The organism is Pseudoalteromonas sp. NSLLW24, from assembly GCF_015864725.1.
Classification (GTDB): Bacteria; Pseudomonadota; Gammaproteobacteria; order Enterobacterales; family Alteromonadaceae; genus Pseudoalteromonas; species Pseudoalteromonas arctica.
The window spans coordinates 31,410-47,681 of sequence record NZ_JADYWQ010000012.1; the positions used below are offsets into that span (position 1 = coordinate 31,410).

19 protein-coding genes are annotated in these 16,272 nt (G+C 40.5%); 12 read left to right on the forward strand and 7 right to left on the reverse strand.

The features are described from left to right. Positions 1–8: 8 nt before the first annotated feature. The 8 genes from lptM to I6E72_RS13255 all read left to right on the forward strand — a co-directional run bounded on the left by lptM (position 9) and on the right by I6E72_RS13255 (position 6,129). Positions 9–203: an LPS translocon maturation chaperone LptM gene (gene lptM, locus I6E72_RS13220; RefSeq protein WP_024589651.1), complete on the forward strand. Its 195-nt coding sequence runs from the start codon at positions 9–11 to the stop codon at positions 201–203. Continuing rightward, positions 204–1,457, forward strand: a complete 1,254-nt coding sequence (gene lysA, locus I6E72_RS13225; protein WP_024589650.1) for a diaminopimelate decarboxylase — start codon at positions 204–206, stop codon at positions 1,455–1,457. Positions 1,458–1,521: 64 nt separating this feature from the next. Beyond that, positions 1,522–2,352 carry a diaminopimelate epimerase gene (gene dapF / locus I6E72_RS13230; protein WP_007580548.1) on the forward strand — a complete coding sequence of 277 codons (831 nt, stop codon included), beginning with the start codon at positions 1,522–1,524 and terminating at the stop codon, positions 2,350–2,352. Further along, on the forward strand, positions 2,349–2,960 hold the full coding sequence (locus I6E72_RS13235) for a DUF484 family protein (protein ID WP_101217673.1): 612 nt from the start codon (positions 2,349–2,351) through the stop codon (positions 2,958–2,960). The genes dapF and I6E72_RS13235 overlap by 4 nt, the downstream gene beginning before the upstream one ends. Beyond that, positions 2,957–3,901: a tyrosine recombinase XerC gene (locus tag I6E72_RS13240; RefSeq protein ID WP_024607738.1), complete on the forward strand. Its 945-nt coding sequence runs from the start codon at positions 2,957–2,959 to the stop codon at positions 3,899–3,901. Before I6E72_RS13235 ends, I6E72_RS13240 begins: the two co-directional genes overlap by 4 nt. 10 nt (positions 3,902–3,911) lie before the next feature. Further along, complete coding sequence (locus tag I6E72_RS13245; RefSeq protein WP_121954373.1) at positions 3,912–4,619, forward strand: HAD-IA family hydrolase; 708 nt, start codon at positions 3,912–3,914, stop codon at positions 4,617–4,619. Between the two features lie 28 nt (positions 4,620–4,647). After that, positions 4,648–5,751: a retroviral-like aspartic protease family protein gene (locus tag I6E72_RS13250; protein WP_101163818.1), complete on the forward strand. Its 1,104-nt coding sequence runs from the start codon at positions 4,648–4,650 to the stop codon at positions 5,749–5,751. Positions 5,752–5,772: 21 nt separating this feature from the next. Then, a complete protein-coding gene (locus tag I6E72_RS13255; protein ID WP_024592619.1) occupies positions 5,773–6,129 on the forward strand; it encodes a HopJ type III effector protein in 357 nt (118 codons plus the stop codon). Between the two features lie 10 nt (positions 6,130–6,139). Here the strand turns inward: I6E72_RS13255 and I6E72_RS13260 are convergent, their stop codons facing one another. Together I6E72_RS13260 and I6E72_RS13265 are read right to left on the reverse strand one after the other, a co-directional pair. Next, the gene (locus I6E72_RS13260) at positions 6,140–6,547 is read right to left on the reverse strand and encodes a GNAT family N-acetyltransferase (protein ID WP_101163819.1); all 408 of its coding nucleotides are present in this window, start codon (positions 6,545–6,547) and stop codon (positions 6,140–6,142) included. A 40-nt stretch (positions 6,548–6,587) separates the two neighbouring features. Then, entirely contained in the window at positions 6,588–6,893 is a 306-nt protein-coding gene (locus I6E72_RS13265) for a DUF6482 family protein (RefSeq protein ID WP_024589642.1), read from the reverse strand. A 109-nt stretch (positions 6,894–7,002) separates the two neighbouring features. Between I6E72_RS13265 and I6E72_RS13270 the strand changes: the two genes are divergently transcribed. The 3 genes from I6E72_RS13270 (at position 7,003) to I6E72_RS13280 (ending at position 9,392) form a co-directional block, all read left to right on the forward strand. After that, the gene (locus tag I6E72_RS13270) at positions 7,003–7,695 is read left to right on the forward strand and encodes a pseudouridine synthase (RefSeq protein WP_024589641.1); all 693 of its coding nucleotides are present in this window, start codon (positions 7,003–7,005) and stop codon (positions 7,693–7,695) included. Between the two features lie 101 nt (positions 7,696–7,796). Beyond that, the gene (locus tag I6E72_RS13275; RefSeq protein ID WP_007580531.1) at positions 7,797–8,171 is read left to right on the forward strand and encodes a BlaI/MecI/CopY family transcriptional regulator; all 375 of its coding nucleotides are present in this window, start codon (positions 7,797–7,799) and stop codon (positions 8,169–8,171) included. 9 nt (positions 8,172–8,180) lie between these two features. Then, positions 8,181–9,392, forward strand: a complete 1,212-nt coding sequence (locus I6E72_RS13280; RefSeq protein WP_197103191.1) for a M56 family metallopeptidase — start codon at positions 8,181–8,183, stop codon at positions 9,390–9,392. 73 nt (positions 9,393–9,465) lie between these two features. Here I6E72_RS13280 and I6E72_RS13285 read toward each other — a convergent pair whose 3' ends face one another. Continuing rightward, complete coding sequence (locus I6E72_RS13285; RefSeq protein ID WP_101163821.1) at positions 9,466–9,849, reverse strand: MAPEG family protein; 384 nt, start codon at positions 9,847–9,849, stop codon at positions 9,466–9,468. Positions 9,850–10,088: 239 nt separating this feature from the next. Here I6E72_RS13285 and I6E72_RS13290 point away from each other — a divergent pair, with 239 nt between their 5' ends. Continuing rightward, a complete protein-coding gene (locus tag I6E72_RS13290; RefSeq protein WP_197112590.1) occupies positions 10,089–10,967 on the forward strand; it encodes a DMT family transporter in 879 nt (292 codons plus the stop codon). A gap of 67 nt (positions 10,968–11,034) precedes the next feature. Here the strand turns inward: I6E72_RS13290 and I6E72_RS13295 are convergent, their stop codons facing one another. The 4 genes from I6E72_RS13295 to I6E72_RS13310 form a co-directional block, all read right to left on the reverse strand. Then, entirely contained in the window at positions 11,035–11,352 is a 318-nt protein-coding gene (locus I6E72_RS13295; protein ID WP_007580521.1) for a DMT family transporter, read from the reverse strand. Then, positions 11,352–12,884, reverse strand: coding sequence for a bifunctional GNAT family N-acetyltransferase/carbon-nitrogen hydrolase family protein (locus I6E72_RS13300; protein ID WP_010554553.1), 1,533 nt, complete (start codon positions 12,882–12,884; stop codon positions 11,352–11,354). The genes I6E72_RS13295 and I6E72_RS13300 overlap by 1 nt, the downstream gene beginning before the upstream one ends. Before the next feature lie 99 nt (positions 12,885–12,983). Continuing rightward, positions 12,984–13,832 carry an MBL fold metallo-hydrolase gene (locus tag I6E72_RS13305; RefSeq protein WP_010554552.1) on the reverse strand — a complete coding sequence of 283 codons (849 nt, stop codon included), beginning with the start codon at positions 13,830–13,832 and terminating at the stop codon, positions 12,984–12,986. 79 nt (positions 13,833–13,911) lie between these two features. Further along, complete coding sequence (locus I6E72_RS13310; RefSeq protein ID WP_197112592.1) at positions 13,912–16,197, reverse strand: penicillin acylase family protein; 2,286 nt, start codon at positions 16,195–16,197, stop codon at positions 13,912–13,914. Between the last annotated feature and the right edge of the window lie 75 nt (positions 16,198–16,272).

A 16,272-nucleotide genomic window follows, 5' to 3' on the forward strand; every position in this document is an offset into this window, starting at 1 on the left:
TTAATCTAATGAAAGCGACACATACCTTACAATTAAAAAAACTATTAATAAGCACTGTACTGTTAAGCGCCTTAGCTGGCTGCGGACAAAGCGGTCCGTTATATTTACCAGAGCAACAAACAGAGCAAAACCAACCTCAAAATACAGCTAAACCAGCCACTACCGCTGAGCAAGCCAAAACATCGCAAAGTCAGGAGCAATAAATGGATTATTTTAACTACAAAAACAACCAATTATTTGCCGAAGACGTAAGTGTGGCAAGCATAGCGCAGCAATACGGTACGCCGTGTTATGTGTACTCGCGCGCCACATTTGAACGCCATTACTTAGCGTTTGCTAACGCCACTAAAAATCATAAAAGCTTGGTATGTTACGCCGTTAAAGCAAACTCAAATATAGCCGTGCTTAATATATTAGCGCGCCTAGGATCGGGTTTCGATATTGTATCCAAAGGCGAACTTGCACGTGTAATTAAAGCGGGAGGCGATGCTTCTAAAGTGGTTTTTTCGGGCGTGGCTAAAACAGCAGACGAAATAGCGTACGCATTAAAATTGGGGATTAAATGCTTTAACGTTGAATCAGCCTCTGAGCTTGAGCGTATTTCTGAAGTGGCTTGCGAGCTTAACTTAGAAGCACCTATTTCTATTCGCGTAAACCCCGACATAGATGCAAAAACACATCCGTATATTTCTACCGGCTTAAAAGAGAATAAATTTGGTATTGATATACAAACTGCTGTAAGTGTTTATCAACAAGCAGCGGCTTTACCTGGTTTAAAAATTATTGGTGTTGATTGCCATATTGGCTCTCAATTAACTGAAGTCAGACCTTTTTTAGAAGCCCTTGATAAATTAATGGCGCTTATTGATGAGCTAAAAACCAACGGTATTGAGCTAACTCACTTAGATATTGGTGGCGGTTTAGGCGTGCCATATAACAACGAGCAACCACCGCACCCAAGTGAATATGCAGCGCAAGTTACCGAACGCTTAGCTAACTACAAACACCTTGAACTTATTTTTGAACCAGGGCGCGCTATTGCAGCTAATGCAGGTATTTTAGTTACTCAAGTTGAATTTATTAAACAAAACCAAGACAAATTTTTTGCCATTGTAGATGCCGGTATGAACGACATGCTTCGCCCTGCGCTTTATCAAGCGTGGCAAAAAATCATTCCGGTATCAGTTCGCGACGACGAAACACCTACTCACAACTTTGATATTGTGGGTCCGGTGTGCGAAACCGGCGACTTTTTAGGAAAAGATCGTGAACTAGCGCTTAAACAAGGCGACTTACTCGCACAACGAAGTGCTGGTGCATATGGCTTTACCATGAGTTCAAACTACAACTCGCGCCCGCGTGTTGCAGAAATAATGGTAGATGGTCAGCAGCATCATCTTATTCGTGAACGCGAAACTATTGAAAGCCTTTATCAAGGTGAGAAAGTTTTACCATAAACGTTTTTGTCTACTAGCTGCTCTGTGGCATGATTAGCACAGAGCAAAACCGAATTAGAGCGCTATGTTAGTTAATTTTTCCAAAATGCACGGCTTAGGCAACGACTTTGTTGTGATTGATAACATTACACAAAATGTTTTTTTGTCGCGAGATCAAATCAAAAAACTGGCAGATCGCCATTTTGGCATTGGCTTTGACCAATTGCTAATGGTTGAAGCGCCATATTCTCCTGATCTCGACTTTCATTATCGAATATTTAATGCCGATGGTACCGAAGTAGAACAATGCGGTAACGGCGCACGCTGTTTTGCCCGCTTTGTACGTATGAAGGGCCTTACTAACAAGCATAAAATTACTGTGTCGACCAAGTCGGGCAACTTAACGCTCTACATAGAAAAAGACGGTCAAGTAACGGTTAACATGGGTCATCCAAATTTTGAGCCAAGTAAAATCCCTTTAAAAGCGAGCAAGCGTGAGCTTACTTATATTATTAGAACCGAAGAACACACTGTATTTAGTGGCGCGGTATCTATGGGTAACCCGCATTGCGTGCTAGAAGTTGACGACGTAACCACCGCGCAAGTTGATATATTGGGTCCATTACTTGAAAACCACGAACGTTTTCCGCAAAAAGCGAACATTGGCTTTATGCAAGTTGTATCGCATGAACACATTAAATTAAGAGTGTGGGAGCGCGGCGTTAACGAAACCCTAGCCTGTGGCACAGGTGCGTGTGCAGCAATGGTGATTGGTCATATGCAAAATAAGTTATCAACAACCGTTCAAGTAGATTTACCAGGCGGTAGCTTACAAGTACGTTGGAGTGGCGAAGGTCACCCAGTACGCATGACTGGCCCCGCAGAGCATGTGTTCGACGGGCAAGTAGCGCTATGAGCGAGCTAAGTAAAGAACAGGTTATTGATTACTTACATCAACATCCTGATTTTTTGGTTCAACACCCGGAGCTACTCGCACAACTTGAGCTGCAACAGCAAGCTCAAGGTGCAACGTCGCTGGTACATATTCAGCAACGCCAATTACGCGAGCACAACACGCTTTTAAAAAGCCAAATAGACGCTATGAGCAAGCATGCAACGCAAAACGAGCTTGTATATCGTTTGTTTAGCCAGTGCCATCGCCAACTTTGGAATCATGACGATTTTGATACTCTTGCAAATAATCTACGCAATATAATTTGCTCAAGTGAAGATGTTAACGACTGCAAATTAGTAAAATATAATCCCAAATACGACGAACTTATTTCACATCGCCTTACCCATTCTGGGCATTATTTAGGGCGTATTAATCAGCAAGAGCGCGAATTATTATTTAGTGAAGATACACAATCCGTCGCTATTTATTTAATTGGCGACACCAAGCACCCTATCGCTATTTTGGCGTTTGGTAGCAATAACGTAAACCATTTTGAGCCCGCTCAAGATAATCTGTTTGTACTCGACTTTATAAACGCATTACACCTGCGGTTACAAAAACTAGCATGAGTGACGATGCGCCTAATATTACCCAGTTAAGCGATAATTGGCGTACACCCATAACGCTATTTAGCGATTATTTAAAGTTTGAAAAACAATATTCAGCGCACACAGTTAATCAATACGTAAGCCAACTTGGCTTTGCAGCCCTTTATTTTAGCAAATTATGTGACGACTGGTTTGGCGTACAAGGCGAGCATATTCGCCGCTACAGCATGGCACTGCGATCAAAACAATTAAGTGGCCGTACTATTAGTTTAAAGCTCAGCTGCATTCGTAGTTTGTATAAGTTTTTAAAAGCAAAAAACATTGCCGAGCAATCGCATTACCATAATCCGGCTATAGGTATAAAAGGCCCTAAGTTTGCAAAGCCCCTACCTAAAAATCTCGATGTGGATCAAATGGCACGCTTGCTCGAAATACCTGACGACGAACCTCTCGCAATTAGAGATAAAGCAATGATGGAGTTAATGTATTCATCAGGGCTGCGTATAAGCGAGTTAGTTGGCGCTAACATGCAAGATATTAGCGCTGCCAATGGTGAAATTTTAGTGCGTGGTAAAGGTAATAAAGAGCGATTAATTCCGGTGGGCAAAAAAGCGTTAGACGCATTAAAAAAATGGCTCACAATACGCCCTCAGTTTGCAAAGCCCGATGAAATAGCAGTATTTTTAAGTAGCCAAAAAAACCGTATTTCGATTCGCCAAGTGCGCCTACGCATGCAAGAGTGGGGAATAAAACAAGGTATTAGCTCGCAGGTTCACCCGCATAAGCTGCGCCACTCGTTTGCGTCACATATTTTAGAATCGTCTGGTGATTTACGCGCCGTGCAAGAATTACTAGGGCACAGCAGTTTGTCGGCTACACAAGTGTATACGCATTTAGATTTTCAACATTTAGCCAAGGTGTACGACAACACTCACCCTCGCGCAAAAAAACGAACTGATTAGGAAAATAAATATGATCCGATTTAATCGTGCTATTAAGCCATTTTCTGTCATGAGCTTTGATTTAGACGACACGCTATACAGCAATCACCCTATTATAAAAGCAGCCGTTAAAGCCCAACAAAATTATTTAAACGCGCTACCGGGCTATCAAGAGCAAGGTCCAAAGTACTGGCAACTATGTCGCGAACTTGCCGTAATACAAAACCCAGATCTCGCAGATGATGTAACTAAATGGCGCAAACACACCCTACGTTTAGCGCTTTCTAAACTTGGGTTTACCGCAGATGATGTAGAGCGCCATGCAAATGCCGCCTATAACGCCTTTGCCGATGCGCGCAGCAACATAGTCGTAAGCGATGACGTACTAAACTTACTAGATAACCTAGCCAAACACTTTACGCTTGTTGCGATTACTAACGGTAACGTTGAAATTGAACGCTTTAACTTACACGATAAATTTGAACTCGTACTGCAAGCAGGTATGCACGGTAAAGCAAAACCTCACAGCACCTTATTTGATAAAGCAGCCACACATTTAAACGTTGCTAAAAGTGAAATTTTACACATTGGCGATAGCCTAGATACCGACGTACAAGGCGCAAATAATGCCGGTTGCCAATCGGTATGGTTAAACGATCAAGGCGCCAATTATGCTTATAAAGGGCTGGCTGATATTGAAATAGTCAACATCCATGCTTTAACGCACTTTATTAAATAACCTACTCGTTTAAAAATAAGAGGTCACAATGAGCCACTATACCAAGCTAATCACCTTGCTATTAATTGGCTCGCTTAGCCTTAACGCTTATTTATTATGGCCGCAGCCTGCGTTAACTACACCACAAAAAACGCAAAGTGCCCAGCAAAGCATATCGCCTAAACAACAAAATACGTTACTAAATACGGCAAAGCAGCAATTTAAACAACACCAATTTGAAGCCGCACTTAGTAGCTATCAACAACTCAAAAATAGCTACCCAGAAAGTGCAAAAAAACTTTATTCATCGTGGCTGATACAGCTTAAAACATGGCTAAATAGCAATTTATTACTCAGCGAGTCATTTCTCAATGCGCTATTAAATAACAGCCCTTATAACGTAGAATTACTTAACTTACAGGTTGAGTATTTAATAAATAGCGAGCAAACACAAAACGCCATTATTGCTTTATTTGAGCTTAATTCATTACAACCTGCTGATCAGCAAAGTAACGAAAATACACGTTTAAATACGCTCACTCAAAACGAATTACACACATTAACTGAGCAACAAAATTGGCAAGCTATTATTGAGCAAACACAAATTTGGCTTGATTATAAAAGCGATAACGCGCAGTTTTTATATCCGCTTGCGTACGCCCACTATCAGCAAGGCGATTTAATTAGCGCACAAGCAACCCTTGATCGAATGCCAAACCAGCACAATCTGAAAAGCCAAGTGCAAACACTGCAAGCGATGATCAATAAAGCACAATCGCTAGACGACTTTGTTGCTTTAACGCCTTACGGCGCGCATTACTTAATAAACACCGAAATAAATAACAATCTATCGACCGAACTAATGATTGATACAGGCGCAAGCGTAACCTCACTACCTACAAGTATAATTGAGCAAATTTCGCCACAACCTTTATATTTAGGCGATGTAACGGTAAACACAGCTAACGGTCAAATTGTTGTAAAACGTTATCAAATTGAATCGTTTAAAGTGGGCTCGCAAATTATTTATGGTTTTGAAGTGTTGAGCATTGAAAACACACGCGGACAAGGTTTGCTAGGGATGAACTTTTTATCGCGATTTAAATTCAATATAAATCAGCAAACAGATGAGCTAGAGTTGAGCGCTAAATAATTAAAAATCCAAAGGTAACACATGACACTAAATAACTATTTAAAAGCACTTGCTGAAAACCCAAAAAGCATTCAATTTACCGATACAATGGCTGTGATTGAAGCAAATTACGACTTTACTGCATGTGGCTTTAATAACCATGGATTACTTAGCGCTGCGAGTGAGAACAACGGCTCATGTAAAATTTTTGCGTTTGCTAAATTAAACGATTTAAGTAAACAAAATACGTTAGATTGCTTTGGTAAGTTTTACCGAGAAGACGTGCTGCAAAACCCAAAAGGCGATGATCACCTAAATATTCGCACGTTTATGTTAGCACCAGAGGCAACACCTTTTTTAGGTATTACCTTTGAAGGCGAGCCACTAAAAGAAAAATAGCCAGCAAAAATTAAAGTGGCTTTTCCATAAAGTAACGCGTACCTGAGCGTGGGTAATTATTAAGTTGATACTTAACACTATAACCGCGCTTTTCGTAAAAAGGTTTTGCTTGAAAATCAAGTGTATCAAGCTGAGCAGTTGTTGCTCCTAGCTCAATAGCAGCTTGCTCAAGTGCCGTTAGCAGTTTATCTGCAAGCCCTTTACCTCGTGCACTATCGCTACACCAAAGCCAACTAATCATCAGCCAATTTCCAAACACACACCCACTAATACCGGCAACAAGCTCGCCTTGCTCATCAGTAAATTTATAGCCTAATGGCACTCTTTGCGCATCAAAATGCTGGGCGTTAAATTCAACCATTTGTGCGCGAAGCGCTGAGTTTAACGCATCGATATTATCTACTTTTAATTGATACATTTATCGCCCTTAAAAAGCAGATACTAGCAAATTAGCTCAATCAATAAAGATTATTTTTACCGTAAGGTACTTCAAGCATATTGCTACCGGTTTTTTCTGGCTGACCGCACATTTCGTCGTAAGCGCTTGTTTGGCGCAGTACCATTTCGGCATACGCTATTTTGTCAAAACGCTTTTGAACATGCAGTGGGCTTAGCGCTCTTAAAAACTCACCGCTGTCTTCTGTTACATAGTATTCAACGTTATTAATCATTACTGATACTTGATAAAGCGCCATATCTAACGAGTGAACAATGACTTTTTGTAGCGGCTCGTGCTTTTTTAACTGTGAAAATTTAATACCCATCTTGACTACCTTTTTATATTTAACCTGAGTTCTGGTTATTTAACATTATCGATACGCAGCTTTGCTATAATCACGATCAAATTTTTATTAGCCGCTGGCGTCACACGTTATGAGCACAAAAATCCGACTCGCTAAATATATTGCCCATGCAGGTATTTGTTCTCGTAAACAGGCATCGCGTTTAATTGATGAAGGTGTTGTGACTGTAAATAATCGCCCAGCGAATCATATAGATCACGTTGATGAGCAAGACATTGTAATAGTGAATGAAAAAGAAATTAAAGGTGCTGCCGATTTAGTTTATTTTGCGTACCACAAACCAGTAGGTATTGACTGCAAATTAAATATTGATGACCCAGCCAGCCTTATTCACCATTTGCCCACACTCACCCGCGTTTACCCTATTGGTCGATTAGATAAAGACTCTCGCGGTTTGCTTATTTTGACCAACGATGGGGATTTTTGTAATCAACTAATACATCCTGACTTCCACCAGCCTAAACATTATTTAGTCACCGTAAATAAGCCTTTAGACGATGCTTTTTGTAAAAAAATGGCAGCAGGCGTACCCGTTGATAAACACATAACCCTGCCTTGTGAAGTAAATAAAATAGCCAGCAATCAGTTTAGTATTGTTTTAAAACAAGGGCTAAACAGACAAATACGTAAAATGGCGCATTACTGCGGATATAAAGTAATTGATTTATTTAGAGTGCAATTTAGTGACCTCACCCTTTCAAAACTAAACCTACCTGAAAACCAATATATACAAATTAATAAAAACGATATTTCAAAAATCTAATACCAAGTCACTTAATTACATCTCAAAAAGTTAAAAATAAACTTGCAATTAAAGATTACATGTGTAGTCTTTAATTAAAGATTACATTTGTAGGCAATAGCATGATTGAGTTATCAAAAGCAGAGTTTGACGTGCTCGACGCACTTTGGATTAACTACCCCGCCACCGCGAGCCAAATAATTGAGCGCTTAAGCGACGATAAGCAATGGCACGAAAAAACCATTAAAACCCTACTAGGTCGACTAGTAAAAAAAGGCGCACTTACATTTGAAAAAGAAGGTCGTCAGTATATTTATATGCCGTGTATGGAGCGCGCCGACTACACCTTAAAAGAAAGCCAAAACTTTATTGAGCGCTTTTTTAGTGGACGTATTGCGCCACTTGTAAGCGGCTTTGCTAAATCGGAGCAGCTTTCTCAGCAAGATATAAACGAGCTTAAAAAAGTTATAGATGACTGGGAAAAAAACCAAAAGTAAGGGATTAACATGGTTATTCAAACTGGGTTTAATTGGTTAATTGAGCAACAACTACTATTAAGTATCTTGTTTTGTGGATTTATTTTACTCGAGCGATTTAGTTTAAAAGCCCTTGGCTCGCGGTTTGTATATAAATTAGCATGGCTATTACCTGCAGCATTGGTTATTGCTAATTTACCAAATGCGATTAAACCACTGCAAAATAGCAATATTAGCCATTACTTAATCACCCCTAACCAGCCTTTTACACATGAAATGGGTATTAGCTGGGCGCTCATGTATGTACTTATTACCGCAGGGTTATTAATAGCTAGCTTTATTACGCATACCCGCTTTGTTAAAAGCCTGCAGTTAACTGAGTTAACACAATTTGAAGGCACTCTTACCGCTGATGTTAAAACTTATACCAGCCAACATGTAGCCACGCCAATGGTGGTCGGTATTTTAAACAGCAAGCTGGTGTTACCGAGTAACTATAATACCCAGTTTGATAAAGCCACATTAGCGCTTATTTTAGAGCACGAAAACGTACACATTAAACGCAAAGACAACTTAACAAACGCACTTATATTACTGCCTACTATTTTACTGTGGTTTAACCCACTAGCTTGGTTTTGTTACGCAAGCATGCGCCGACTACAAGAGCTGACTTGTGATGAACGGGTATTAGCCGATAAAACCACTCAACAACATATTTTATATAGCAAAGCCTTAATAAACTGCGCGGCAAATGTGCCCACAGGACTTATGGCTTATTCACACTACGGAGATAAAAAAACCATGTTACAACGACTAATTAATATAAAACACAGCGGGGAGCGTTCAAAGCTTGCTAAAGGTGGCTTATTACTTGTAGCCGCAAGCATGCTAAGCGGCTTAGCAATTGCAAAGCAACCAGAAGTAAATAAAACGCAAGAGGAACATATTTCACCAACAATACGCATTGAACCTGCTTATCCAATACAAGCAGCTCAACAAGGGATCAGCGGCTCTGTTGTATTAAAATACGATATTGCAGCAAACGGTAAAACAAAAAACATTAGTGTTATTCAATCTAAACCTAAAGATGTTTTTGATAAATCAGCGAAAGAGGCGCTAGCAAAATGGAAATATAAAGCATCAGATTCAGGTTTTGAAGATGTACTTGTGCAACTAGATTTTGCGATTAATAGTGAAGTGGCACCTACCGATTTAATTGAGCGAATTAAAGTATCGCATTAACGCCACGAGTTGTTCAAGACTACAAAGCAAGCGCCCTTTTAGGCTGCTTGCTTTGTGGTTTTAAAGTATAAACCTACAAACTCACCACAATCATGGCAATGGCTGTACCCAAACCAATAAACCACACTAATGAGCGAATTATATCTAGGTTCATATAGTAAAATACGCAATACAAAATACGCGACACAATATGCGTAACCGCTAGCGTTTCGGTCACTGCACCTACAGAGTTAGTGCCCAGTACAACTGCAATAGCGACAGCAAAAACAGCAAGCGATTCAAAACAGTTTTGATGAGCAGCGAGCGCACGTGCACCAAAGCCGGTTAATTTTATTTGTTGAGCCCTTGGGTGTTTATTGTCGTATCGACCTAATTTTGCCATTGCTATAGCAACCGGCACTTTTGCAAAGTAAGGCATTAATACCGCAAGTAATGCACATACAACTAATGTTGTCATAATTTATCCTTTTGATGTTTCGGATAATTTAGCATAAGCGCAATAAAAAAGCCGCCAGATACGTTTTATGACAAACGCTGGCGGCTAACAATAACATCAGGCTTACTATAGCTAAATTTATCCCCAAACCCGTGCGACATAATGTCGCAGATGATGAATATTCAATATCACGGTTAATGAATCGCTTTACTTCATAAAGCTTGTTAACTTTACTGCCTTACATTTTAACGATGACGACCATGACCTGGATATTTTTCACTTTTTTAGCCGCCTTCATGCAAGCATGGCGTAATGCCCTGCAAAGTAAATTAAGTAACGATGTGAGTGTTGCTGGCGTAACCCTCTCCCGCTTTATTATTGCAGGTCCTATTGCTGCCGTGTATTTATATGGTTTGTATCAATACCAAGATACAGCCATGCCTACGTTTAATAATGCCTTTTGGGGATTTATTGTAGGCGCAAGTGTTATGCAAATACTTGCCACTGGTTTAATGGTTAAGTTATTTAAAATGAATAATTACGCTGTAGGTGCTGGTCTTGCCAAAAGCGAAGCGTTAGTGGCTGCTATTTTAGGTGTATTATTTTTTGGCTCGGCACTTTCTTTACTCGGTTGGCTTGGTGTGTTTTTTGGCGCTATTGCCGTATTGCTACTCAGCGGCATAACAAGCGTTAAACACTTTAATGCTAAAACTGCATTACTAGGACTTTCTTGTGGTACTTGCTTTGCACTTACATCACTGTGGGTACGTGAAGCGAGCTTAAACTCAGGATTATTATTTCCACACTCAGCCGCTTGGGTTTTGCTGTTTGTAATTAGCTTACAAACACTAATACTACTGAGCTATTTATTATTAAAAGAGCCGCAAACACTCAGTAAACTGTGGCAATACAAAGGCACTACAGCCGCAATTAGTGTTTTTAGTTGTATCGGCTCTATTGGCTGGTTTAGTGCCATGAGCTTACAACATGTTGCTTACGTTAAAACACTTGGACAGGTTGAAGTATTTTTTACCATGCTAATTGCTGTACTTTGGTTAAAACAGCCACTTAAAAAACAAGATACTGCAGGCTTAATACTCATAGCCATTGCCGCTTTTTTGGTCATATTGCCAAGTTAAGAGCATAAAAAAGCGCAGGCTTTTATACCTGCGCTATTCATAATTAAGCGTTTATTCGAATTACCAATTAAGAGCTTATTTTAAGTGTTATCACACCGCTAATAATCATCAGTACTCCCGCAATACGACCAAATGTAGCTGCATCGTTATAAAACAATATACCTACTAAAAACGTACCCGCAGCGCCAATACCTGTCCACACGGCGTATGAGGTGCCCATTGATATTTGCCTTTGAGCAAGCCACAACATAAAACCACTAGCGACTAAAAATGCCACCGCTATTGCTATGCCTTGCCAGCGAGTATCTGAATTTTGCGAAATTTTTAAACCTATCGGCCAGCCAATTTCAAGTAAACCGGCAATAACCAAATAAATCCACGCCATTAAACATCTCTCTTTTTCAATATAACTTCATATAAATCTTCGCGGCGATCTTTTAAGTTACGCACTGTGCCTTCGCTGTGAAGAATTTTTAACTTATCCATATCAAGGTCACTAAATAACAGCATTTCTGTATTAGGTGTGGCTTCGTTAAGTGTTGCATCGTGCGGGAACGAAAAGTCCGATGGCGTTAATACAGCCGATTGTGAGTACTGCACATCAAGGCTTTCTACTTGTGGTAAGTTACCTACCGAGCCTGCAATAACCACATAACATTCGTTTTCTATTGCACGCGCTTGTGCACAATGGCGCACACGTAAGTAGCTATTTTTAGTGTCGGTCCAAAATGGGACGAACAAAATATCTAACCCTTGTTTTGCTAATATGCGTGAAAGCTCAGGAAACTCTACGTCATAACAAATTTGAATACCTACACGCCCAGCATCGGTTTCAAATACAGCAATTTTGTCGCCGCCTTGAATAACCCAATCGTTTTGCTCATGCGGGGTAATATGTATTTTACGTTGCTCGTCTATTTTACCGCTGCGGTGGCATAAATAACTTACGTTATAAATTTTATCGTCTTCGGCAAGCGGCATAGAGCCGGTAATAATATTGGCGTTGTATTCTATTGCCATACGCGACATCGCGTTTTTAAACGTTTCGGTATATTCCGCTAAATAACGAATCGCTTCAGTTTGATTGCTTTGATTTCCTAAGCCCATTAATGGCGCGTTAAAAAATTCAGGGAATAGTATAAAGTCGCTTTTGTAGTCAGATACGGTATCTACAAAGTATTCAACCTGTTTTAGCATTTCTTCAACCGATTCAACACAACGCATTTGCCATTGCACAGCACCTACGCGCACAATTGATTTAGTTGACTCGAGTACCGTGTCGGTTGGTTCATACATAATGTTATTCCACTCAAGTAAAGTGGCGTAACCAACTGACTCTTGATCCTCTGGTAGGTACTTTTTAAGTAAACGCTTTACCTGGAAATCGTTAGATAGCTGAAAGCTTAAAATAGGATCGTACAGCTCTCTCTGATCTACTTTTGCAATGTATTCCATTGGCGTCATTTCACTACTGTGATTGTAATAACGTGGAATACGACCACCCGCTAAAATAGCGCGTAGGTTATATTGGCGGCACAGTTCTTTACGGGCATCATAAAGGCGACGACCTAAGCGCATGCCTCTGTGAGTTTCGCTAATGGCAACATCTAAGCCGTATAGCGCATCGCCATCGGTATCGCTAAATACACGGTCGTGACCATCTGCAATATCTTCGTATGTATGCGGGTTTGAAAAACGTGTGTAATCAACTTGTACGCTCAGCGCTAAGCCCACCAGCACGCCGTCATCTACAATACCTATTTGCCCTTCAGGAAATTGGTCTATTAATCTAAAAATGGTATGACTTGGCCACGCACCACCTAAGTCGGGATACGCTTGATCCATCAAGGTTTTAATTTGCGGATATTGCTCTCTGGTTAAATTACAAATTTCAAGATGGGTTTTTTCTGCCGACATACACAACTCCTTTAGGCATAAGAAAATAAAAGCCGAATGTACGCTCGATTAAATCAAGAATACACTCAGCTTTGTATCATGTTTTTTACTTTAGACGTACTACTTTAAGCTGCGATAAAAAAGTGTGGTTACTTTCTCTTTTGGTAACCAGCCTGCGTATTCAAGACCAAGTTCTGCCAATGGATCGGCTTTAAGTACTTGCTCTAAGCTTGCATTATTTTGCATTGCTTTTAGCATTACGTCTTTCGCGTTTTGAACTAGCTTACCATACGCTATCAGTCCTGAACGGTCACTTACCTTACCGTGTCCTGGTATTACTTTAGTGTTGTCGTCAATTTGATTAACTACATCGTTTACTGCTGCTAAAATACCATCAACGCTGCCGCCGCTATCTACATCAACAAACGGTAAGCTGCCAAAATTAAAGTAAATGTCGCCCATGTGCACTATGTTGTCGTTACTAAAAAAGATAACCGAGTCGCCATCGGTATGTGCATGTTCGTAATGCACTACATGGGCGTGTTCGTTATTAAAATGTAGTTTTAAGTCGTGACCAAAACTAATGCGCGGTAAAAAGTCTGACCCTTCGCCGTGCTGCTCTTCTAAACGTTTGTGTACATTGTCGTGTGCTATAACGTGCGCACCCGCTTTAGCAAAGTTTTCGTTGCCACCGGTATGATCGCCATGATGATGCGTATTAATAACAAACTCTGCACTGCCTGGTTTTAAATCACTAATCGTTTTTTTAATGTCGTCTGATAACTTGGCAAACTGATCATCAATAATATAAATGCCATCATCGCCTACACTTGCTGCAATATTACCGCCTTGCCCAAATAGTACGTATACATGCTCACTTAGTTTTTGTGCTGTTACTGGGCCCTCGTCTGCTTGCGCTGCTGTACTTAGTAATAAACCTGTTATTAATGCGGGTAGTATTTTTTTCATTTTTGTTCTCTGTTGTATGAATTAATAAATATAGAACGTTTTTATCACTATTTAAGCTCACTCACTTATCACTTAAACGTTATTTAATAGGACTTATGACTATTTGATGCATAAGTGTTTGTGGCAATAAAGGTGTATGTTTACCCTCTACGTAATCACTAAACCCCGCTCTATAAAACTCAGAAAGAGGATGCCCCGATTGCCCACCCGGAATAGCTAAAATTGCATGTTCTAAATGCCCAGGTTGAGCAATAAAGCGCTGCGATGCGCCAAAACTACGCCCTTGTACGGCGGGCATGTAGCTATCACCAAAACCCGCTGCTGTGGGCATATTTAATAACTTAGCAAGTAACGGCATTTGCTTTGCAAACGGATGCTCTATCACTAACTCATTGACCTTGCCCCACTGCCAGCTTTGTACATTATTACCAAATTGCTCAGTAAGCTTAGTAATAGTTTGGTTAAATGCACCGTGTAATTGTGCATCCCAGCTTTTAAATTGCGGGTTTATCCACGTATCGGGTTTGTTATTAATAAGCTGCCAAACTGCGGGCTCTAAATCTCGTTTTACGTATTTAAGTGTGCCTTGCTGTTTATTTAATTGGCTTTCAATATTACTAAATAAAATATTAATCACTTCATCGCGGTAGCGCTTAACTAAGGTATACCCTATGGAGGTTGAACACGCACATTGCTGCCAATTTTCGAGCGCTGTTATATATTGCTGATTTTTGGTTTGATCTGTTTTTAATTGCTTTAATAGCAGAGCATACCAAGGTATTAAAAAGCGAGCTTGATTATCAAGTTGTAATGCGTAAAAGTCGCTCTCTGCAAATGTTTGTTTTTCAAATAATCTATCGCGAATTTGACTCGAGCGTGCGCCGAGTGCATAGCCGCCATTACCAAAGCGGGCGTTATCTTCAGCCGATACCACGCGAGAGTTACCAGTCCATAACCGCCCGCTTTGTGGATTTTTAATAAAGGGGCGTTCTAATTCGGTTTGCTGCCAAAGCGCTGAGTAGTCACCGGCATTTACACCGAGCTCACTTGGCGTTTTACGAGCAGGTATACCGCCCATATTTTTCCACGCTGCGTTACCAAGGCTGTCTACCACCATTAGGTTTTGTACCGGTATTCCTACATCGCTTGCTACGTCAAGTGCATCATCTACTGTTTTGGCTTGCTCTAACTTTAATAGTTGCATATTAACGGCGTAAGGCTGATGTGCAGCCCAGCTCAATGCATAAGGTTTTTCGTTAATGTATTTTACAGGGCCATATTCGCTAAGTATTAATGAATAGTTTTCAACCTCCCCATCGGGTAATGCAATAGGTTCATCTACTTGCCATGTTTTACTATCATCGTTTAATGCAATCCAATCGGCTGTATCTAAATAACCGTTAGTAAATCCCCATGCAACATTGTTGTTAGTGCCAACAACAATTGCCGGCGCTCCGGGCAGCGATACACCGGTTACCTGAGTCTGCTCACCACTGTGCATGTAATTTAATTGTGCCCTGTACCAAATTACAGGTACTGCCATCGATAAATGCATATCATCCGACACCATACCAGCACCTGTTTTAGTCAGCGCCCCTGTAACAGCCCAGTTATTACTGCCGCGCTCTTGGTTAGCTTCAATGCTTTTAACTGTATGCTGTGTTTGAGTGGGCAAAGTAGGTATACCGGCGTTATAAGGCGTTAATTTACTGCCATCAAGTGCGGCTTGGTACTTACTTGGTTGCGTTAAAAAATCAACCATTTGCTTACCATACGCTTGCTCAATTTGAATGAGTGCTTGGTCACGTTCAAATGTCGCGCTTTGTAAATCAAGGTACATGCTAAATATCACAAGTAGGCTGTCTTCACTTTGCCATGGCTTTTGCGCTGCACCGGTTAGTAAATATTCAAAGCTTGAATACCCTACTTGCGCTAAACCTTCGTTTACACCTTGAGCGTAACTTTTAAGTAATTGCTTATCGGTCTCAGGCAGGGTTTGTAAAATAATTTGGCTGCGTTTACGTAATTGATGAAAACGCATTTTTTTATCGAGCTCCAACGCTGCTTCGCCAAATAATTCACTTAGCTCACCTGCGGCATTACGCCTGAGTAAATCCATTTGAAAAAATCGGTCTTGCCCATGCGCATAACCTAAACCGTAGGCGGCGTCGTTTCGGCTATTGGCGTTTATTACTGCTTGCCCTAATGCATCTCGCGAAATTTTTACAGGCTCTGCTACCGCGTTACTGCGTCCGTTTCCATCAAGGGCAGGTAAACTTAAACTAAGTACACCATAAACAACAGCGGTACTTGCCAGCCCTAAAATCACAATTAATAATAACAAGCGTTTGATTACTTTAAACATCAACCTTTCCTTTGCACGTTTTGACCAAGCGTTAAGGACATATAATAACCACAGTTTTATTAAATAATAATGTTC

What these genes read in the sequence shown, in the direction of transcription:
- lptM (WP_024589651.1), top strand. Translation starts at nt 9, where the DNA reads ATGAAAGCGACACATACCTTACAATTAAAAAAACTATTAATAAGCACT.
- lysA (WP_024589650.1), top strand. Translation starts at nt 204, where the DNA reads ATGGATTATTTTAACTACAAAAACAACCAATTATTTGCCGAAGACGTA.
- dapF (WP_007580548.1), top strand. Translation starts at nt 1,522, where the DNA reads ATGTTAGTTAATTTTTCCAAAATGCACGGCTTAGGCAACGACTTTGTT.
- I6E72_RS13235 (WP_101217673.1), top strand. Translation starts at nt 2,349, where the DNA reads ATGAGCGAGCTAAGTAAAGAACAGGTTATTGATTACTTACATCAACAT.
- I6E72_RS13240 (WP_024607738.1), top strand. Translation starts at nt 2,957, where the DNA reads ATGAGTGACGATGCGCCTAATATTACCCAGTTAAGCGATAATTGGCGT.
- I6E72_RS13245 (WP_121954373.1), top strand. Translation starts at nt 3,912, where the DNA reads ATGATCCGATTTAATCGTGCTATTAAGCCATTTTCTGTCATGAGCTTT.
- I6E72_RS13250 (WP_101163818.1), top strand. Translation starts at nt 4,648, where the DNA reads ATGAGCCACTATACCAAGCTAATCACCTTGCTATTAATTGGCTCGCTT.
- I6E72_RS13255 (WP_024592619.1), top strand. Translation starts at nt 5,773, where the DNA reads ATGACACTAAATAACTATTTAAAAGCACTTGCTGAAAACCCAAAAAGC.
- I6E72_RS13260 (WP_101163819.1), bottom strand. Translation starts at nt 6,547, where the DNA reads ATGTATCAATTAAAAGTAGATAATATCGATGCGTTAAACTCAGCGCTT.
- I6E72_RS13265 (WP_024589642.1), bottom strand. Translation starts at nt 6,893, where the DNA reads ATGGGTATTAAATTTTCACAGTTAAAAAAGCACGAGCCGCTACAAAAA.
- I6E72_RS13270 (WP_024589641.1), top strand. Translation starts at nt 7,003, where the DNA reads ATGAGCACAAAAATCCGACTCGCTAAATATATTGCCCATGCAGGTATT.
- I6E72_RS13275 (WP_007580531.1), top strand. Translation starts at nt 7,797, where the DNA reads ATGATTGAGTTATCAAAAGCAGAGTTTGACGTGCTCGACGCACTTTGG.
- I6E72_RS13280 (WP_197103191.1), top strand. Translation starts at nt 8,181, where the DNA reads ATGGTTATTCAAACTGGGTTTAATTGGTTAATTGAGCAACAACTACTA.
- I6E72_RS13285 (WP_101163821.1), bottom strand. Translation starts at nt 9,849, where the DNA reads ATGACAACATTAGTTGTATGTGCATTACTTGCGGTATTAATGCCTTAC.
- I6E72_RS13290 (WP_197112590.1), top strand. Translation starts at nt 10,089, where the DNA reads ATGACCTGGATATTTTTCACTTTTTTAGCCGCCTTCATGCAAGCATGG.
- I6E72_RS13295 (WP_007580521.1), bottom strand. Translation starts at nt 11,352, where the DNA reads ATGGCGTGGATTTATTTGGTTATTGCCGGTTTACTTGAAATTGGCTGG.
- I6E72_RS13300 (WP_010554553.1), bottom strand. Translation starts at nt 12,884, where the DNA reads ATGTCGGCAGAAAAAACCCATCTTGAAATTTGTAATTTAACCAGAGAG.
- I6E72_RS13305 (WP_010554552.1), bottom strand. Translation starts at nt 13,832, where the DNA reads ATGAAAAAAATACTACCCGCATTAATAACAGGTTTATTACTAAGTACA.
- I6E72_RS13310 (WP_197112592.1), bottom strand. Translation starts at nt 16,197, where the DNA reads ATGTTTAAAGTAATCAAACGCTTGTTATTATTAATTGTGATTTTAGGG.